The organism is Halomonas sp. 707B3 (assembly GCF_024158645.1).
Lineage (GTDB): Bacteria > Pseudomonadota > Gammaproteobacteria > Pseudomonadales > Halomonadaceae > Vreelandella > Vreelandella lionensis.
In genome coordinates this window covers 1-6089 of the sequence record NZ_JAMZBE010000186.1, presented here as the reverse complement: position 1 = coordinate 6089, position 6089 = coordinate 1, and the positions used below count along the sequence as shown (strand labels likewise).

Annotated in this window: 4 protein-coding genes and 1 pseudogene; 2 read left to right on the top strand and 3 right to left on the bottom strand. The window is 40.4% G+C overall.

The window, feature by feature from the left end:
• Nucleotides 1–597 precede the first annotated feature (597 nt).
• Both BIS10_RS16850 and BIS10_RS16845 read left to right on the top strand, forming a co-directional pair.
• Complete coding sequence (locus BIS10_RS16850; RefSeq protein ID WP_253506987.1) at nucleotides 598–804, top strand: hypothetical protein; 207 nt, start codon at nucleotides 598–600, stop codon at nucleotides 802–804.
• 17 nt (nucleotides 805–821) lie between these two features.
• A complete protein-coding gene (locus tag BIS10_RS16845) occupies nucleotides 822–2327 on the top strand; it encodes an HD domain-containing phosphohydrolase (RefSeq protein WP_392567195.1) in 1506 nt (501 codons plus the stop codon).
• A gap of 497 nt (nucleotides 2328–2824) precedes the next feature.
• On the opposite strand, the gene BIS10_RS16840 is transcribed toward BIS10_RS16845, so the two are convergent.
• From BIS10_RS16840 to BIS10_RS19085, 3 genes and pseudogenes are all read right to left on the bottom strand, one after another.
• Complete coding sequence (locus BIS10_RS16840) at nucleotides 2825–3862, bottom strand: sensor domain-containing diguanylate cyclase (protein WP_253506984.1); 1038 nt, start codon at nucleotides 3860–3862, stop codon at nucleotides 2825–2827.
• A 39-nt stretch (nucleotides 3863–3901) separates the two neighbouring features.
• Nucleotides 3902–5698 (bottom strand): bifunctional diguanylate cyclase/phosphodiesterase, encoded by a 1797-nt coding sequence (locus BIS10_RS16835; RefSeq protein ID WP_253506982.1) that lies wholly within the window; start codon nucleotides 5696–5698, stop codon nucleotides 3902–3904.
• A gap of 21 nt (nucleotides 5699–5719) precedes the next feature.
• Nucleotides 5720–5977, bottom strand: a pseudogene (locus BIS10_RS19085) (PAS domain-containing protein); the annotation flags it as partial.
• Between the last annotated feature and the right edge of the window lie 112 nt (nucleotides 5978–6089).

Here is a 6089-nt window from a genome sequence, read left to right as displayed (position 1 = left end):
TATGATTTTTTCTTCATTGATGTTGTCGATCTTGCCATGGTTCACCTCATCGTAACGTATGACGTTCTTGAGGTGTCCACCGTTACTGGGCAGGATCAAACCCAACCGGCTCACGCTTCTTACCAGACGGGTTCCTCAGCGTACATGAGTTCATTCTCGAACTAGCAGCCGTTGAATGCGAATATGAAGAGATAACAACATTCACCAGCCAGTTCCAGGCCATTGCCACAGACGACGAATGACAAGAACTACAAGGCACCCCGATTGCTCAATCCAACCAAAGTGACATGATTCATGGCACGGAAGGGCTGCGTAAAATACACATGGCGCTGGGCAACCAAGGTAAGAGCTGCAGTGCCAGGGTTATCTACTTTTTGGCAACGGCAGAGAGTTGCAGAGAGCATTAAAGAGTGGGAACAGCAGCAAGGTGTGATGGAACCGCGCTGCAACCTCTACAAGATTTTGAGTTTGTCAAACCAAAGTCACTAACAAGCCCTCTTTTATTTAGCATAAGTCAAAGAAATATGCTATAAATTAATAAACGTATAAATCTTACCTCAAAGAACACTATAAACTATTATAAGGGTATTTTTTTATATGATCACCAATCCACTTGACAACCCATCAGCAACGATCATTCGCTCTCTTATACAACAACAATACACCTTGTCCGTTTATAGTCAAGATTTGCCACAAGTATTGCAAGCAGAAGTAGTAGAACTTAACTCTTCTACTGGGCGAATGATATTGGAAATAGAGTATATTGGTGAAAACATTGAGCGTTTTTCAATCAAAGTCGCATAAATTTTGACCTCGAATCGATGAGGGGGCCTCAAGGAAATGAGGTTGAAACGTACAGTCTCAGTAATGTAGCTGCTAAACTACTTAAGACTGACAGCGTAAGATACAAGATTGAGTGCCAGCTTCCTGACTCCGTTTTTGTCAAAGAGAAAAGAGGTGCCGTTCGCATTCCTTTCATACTAGGCATGCTTGCTCGCGTTCACATTGAAGTATACCTTCATGAACTCAATATATCTGGCAAACTGAGAAATCTATCGGTTGGTGGGTGTATGGTTGATATCTCTTTAACAGATAGCATCTCACTTAATTTAGACCATCACATACCTGGCATTACATTAGAGTTTCCGAATGGCGATAGCTTTTTTTCTGAGGGAAAAATTCGACATATCCGTCCTTTAGGCAGTAATGGACATGCAGCGGTAGGCATAGCTTTTATTAATTTATCAACTCTTCAAACTGAGGCACTATTTCACTACGTAAATGAGTCTGAACGAGAAGCCGCTTACCGAACAGGTACTAACGATAAAATGGTATATCACTCTGCTTTGTTTATTCCCGGAGCTAAGGAGAAAAAAATTCAACAACGTGAAGCACATGAGCGTGACAAACGCGCACGTCAGACTCCAATGGAACGTGGGATAATGGATGTAGCCCACCAGCTGCAAGTCGGACTAATGTATATAAAAAATCGGGGCGTATTTCCTTCAGAAATTTTCTATGACTGTGCTGATACTTTACGCTACTTAATTGAACAAGATCGAAAAAAATTCTTATACGCTTTAACATTTCTGCACAATGAGTCGGATTGGGCTAGACATTCCATTCAAGTAGCTGGTCAACTCGCGGATATGTTGTTGCTACGAGACCCTTATGCTCCTATCGTTCGAGAAGCAATACTAGGTGCGTTGTTACACAATTTAGGTAAACCTTTACTTATAAGCGCACAGCTACCAACATTAAAAGCTAACATGATGCCAGCTCAAAAAGCCATCTTGCTTGGCCACGTCGATACGCTATCAAATAAAGTAAAGGAACTTGGCTGGGTACCGAACCCAACTTGTCAAGATATAATAGAAAAGGCTAATGAACGATTAGACGGTACGGGTTACCCTGCACGTAAGCAAGGAGACCAATTATCAGAGCTAATACGTTTAGTTTCAGTTATTAAAGCCATTAATAAATTAATGCATGCACGTAATGGGACGCCACCACATTCACCTATTGACGCTTATCGTAAAATTCATGAAGCGGACAAAGCCTTTGATAAAACAGTCCTTGTGGAATACATACAAGTATATGGGCTCTATCCAATAGGTACCCTTGCTAAGTTTTCAGGTGGTTTTCTTGCCTGGGTTATGGATATCAATGGCAAAGGTATGCCCTGCCAAGTTAATGTAATTAAGAACCTTCGATTTCCAGACGCAAACATTCACAGCATTATTAATAGTGAAGATATGCAACAAATTGGAAAACTAGAAGGTATAGTAAACCCATTAGATTACGGGCTAAAAATAACCAGCATTTAACTATTGCAACCGACGACACTTGGTATAAATGCAATTTTGTATCAACTTTATAAAACCAGTATTTTCAGCACATATGCGGCTACTTTTCAGGAGTGCCGCATATGCTTCTTTAATAACACTCATCAAAAAAATTAAAGAACAAACAAACAATAAGCTTTTTAACCCATAACTAGACACTTTCATTATTCTCAACCCCAAACCTTAATCATTTCATAACATTTTAGCATTTAGCTATGAACCATACCGCTTTCTTAATTACTTAACAACGACTGACCATGACCGGTAAAAATAGTAACCATCAGCATATAGCACAGTTGAGCCACAGAAATGTATCCACTTTTTTATAAAACCAGTGAATTCCCACCTATAGCAATGTGAAAAAGAGAGCACAAATACTCTTTATAGCAGCCATATAAGCCCAATTTTTTCCAAATCAAAAAAAAATTAAAACTCAAGTAGCGTTGAGCAACAGCCAATCACGGCAAGCCATAATAAAACTAAATTTTTTGCTTCTTTCTCACATACATATCCGCATCAGCCAAATGAAGCACTTCATCAACATTCAACTGTCCAGGCTCGGTTGTGATCATGCCAACACTCGCACCAGCATATTCAATAAAACAACCGCATATTTCGTACTTTCCGCTTATTAAATTTTCTAACTCTCTTCGAAACGCTTCAGCAGAAATAGACAGTGAACTATTACTAGCAGCACGCAACACAACAAACTCATCCCCACCATAGCGAGCAATGACATCAGTAGGTAAGCAGAAATTTACAAGCTTGCTTGCCACATGTATAAGAAAACGATCACCAGCATCATGCCCATATTTATCGTTAATTTCCTTAAAGCCATCCAAATCAATAAATGCCACATGCAACCCGAGACCAGTAGCATTTACCCTATAGAGATTTTCATCCAATGCTTTGATTAGTGCTCTACGATTTAGAATGCCAGTTAATGGATCTGTATAAGCATGTTGCTTAAGTAGTTTATTTTCATTCACCAGAATATCTAGTAGCATTTCGCTTTCAATATAACGAGCTATCAAAGACGAGAAAAGAGACAAATATCGCTGAACATGGGGAGGCACTTCAATTTTACTGTTACTCGCAGCGCACAAGGTTCCATATAAAGTATTGTTAACAAGCCTTATAGGCTCACTTAAATAAGTACATATGCCAAGCTCTTGAGCAGCGAGCGAGTCTCCCCACACTTCAGAAACATTTTGTGTATAGTTGCATCCATCGCGTAAAGCTCTCTGACAAAGGGTGTCTCCCCAAGGAACGACTAACCCTTCTGGTATGTCAAGCTCACGAGTATTTTTAGCGTAAAGAACTGTCTGCACCCCCTTCACTTCATCAATAACCGTAAAATAAGTTGATTCAAGGCCTGTTACTTCTTCCATTAAATCTAAAAGGGGGCGCGCCACTTCTTCTAGTCGATTCGTATCTGAAAAAGCTTCGGACAATTTAGCAAGAACCGAAGCAGGAATATTTGAAATACGTGTTATATTAAGCCCCTCAGTTATCAATCACTCAAATTGAGTAATGATGCGTTTTAAAAGACACTATTAAGCTGATAAAGACATATCCCTTCCCCACATTTCAAGAAAATTGCTGGCTGGTAATGGTGGACTATAAAAATAACCTTGACCCTGTCGACACCCCATACGTGCTAACAGTTCAGCTTGATCTTTCGTCTCAACGCCCTCAGCGATAGTTGACATACCAAGCGATTCAGCCATAGCAATAATAGTCTGAACAATCACTCTGTCATGGTGATTCGACAGTATTTCCTTAACAAACGAAATATCGATCTTTAATGTATCAGCGGAAAATCGTCTTAAGTAAGATAGTGACGAATAACCTGTACCAAAGTCATCAATAGAACACGAATAGCCCATTGCACGAAGTGCTTGTGTCATCAATACCGTTTGCTCTGGGTCGCGCATAAAGTCACTTTCAGTAAGCTCCAAACCAATAGCTTCAGGACGCACGCCCTGAAGAAGATGCTTTATGTGATTAATCAGCTCAGTATCTGTAAATTGTTGTGCCGAGATATTGATTGATAGTCGACCTGGCAACGCATAGCCACTATTTAACCATTCCGCTAATTGATGACCTGCCTCCTTCAATACCCAAGCACCAAGGTGAAGAATTAAGCCTCTTTTCTCTGCAAGAGGTATAAACTCTGAAGGACTAACCCACCCCCACTCTTGATCAAACCAACGACACAGTGCTTCTGCGCCTATCAAACGGCCCGTTTTTAAATCAACTTGTGGCTGATAATATAATTCAAGATGATCATTTTCAATGGCTTCATTCAGACGCTCAATCATTTCTTGCTGACGCTTTAGCACTAATGTCATCACTGGGTCATAAATAGAAACAGCTCTTTCTTGCTGTTTCGCATGATAAAGAGCAATACTAGCATCTTGAAACAACTCACCAGAATCAACAGCATCGTGAGGATAGCAGGCAGTTCCAACACTAACATTTAATGTAAAACTGCGATGCTCAATGTGTATCGGAGCAGAAATAGCATCACAAAAACGTTCAATAGCAAGTGTGATGGCTTGAGCTTCAGTGAAGGGAAGCAGAACAGCAAATTCGTCTCCAGAGAGCCTTGCGACGACTTCTCCTTGCTCAACAACATAACGTAATCGATTGGCAACTGTTTGCAAAATCTGGTCGCCTATGAAATGGCCGTGATTATCATTGATTTCTTTAAACCTGCGAATATCAAGCAAAATCAATGCTAACATGGCTTCTTTTTCCGCTGCCTCTGAAAGCAAAAGAGCAAGCTTTTCTATAAAGTGTACGCGATTAGGCAGACCTGTCACTGTATCCACATACGCTAATTGGTGAATATACTTATGATTACGGCGACGCAACAATTCAGCAGCCGCACCAGAAGAAAGAATTCTCAAAACGGATGTTGCCAATGAATTAGTTTCTAACGGCTGATAGTAAAGTAATACTATTATGCCAATAGGTTGTCCCTCTGCGTTATCCAACCGTCTGCCTATCCATGCATCCACTTTTCTATCTATTCCTAAGAACTGTACATTAGCTCCAGCATTAACAACTCCTTCTCTGGCATGTAATATTTTTTCAAAAAAACTTCCTTCTATAACAGCGCTCCGACTTAAAAGAGGCTCCCCTTCCGCCACCACACTGATAGTGTTCATTACTCTAGCATTTGACTCAAACAATTCATCACTAACATCTATCAGACTATCAGCATCTTCAAACTCGCCAATAAATCCCACATCAGCATCTAACAGCTGTGTTAAGCTTTTTAATAGTTGATGAAAATATCCATCTCCCTGACGAGTGGTCACGGTTGAGGCAATTTTAAAAACCACATCTTTGACTCGCTGAGCCTCATGCTGCTCAGTGATGTCCGTAATAAAGCCTTCTAAAAAAATGCCGTTTTGGTCATTATCACATACGACCTGCCCTGCATCTTGGACCCAACGTATTTTATTCTTTTCCGTTACAATTCTGTAGATAAGTGTGTATGAATTGTTTTTAAAAATGGACTTTTGGATTTCATCTAATACGTATAATCGGTCGCTCTCATGAATAATGCGGCTAAGAAAAAAAGAAGGCTGATCAATTAACTTATCAGGTGTGTAGCCAGTTAATGCTAACGCACCCCTGAATCCGTGAGACCGGCCCCCGGAAGCACTTCTAACCCACTGACCTGCATGGCAATATAGCCATTATCGCCATTCACCCAGACAGTGCCATGCC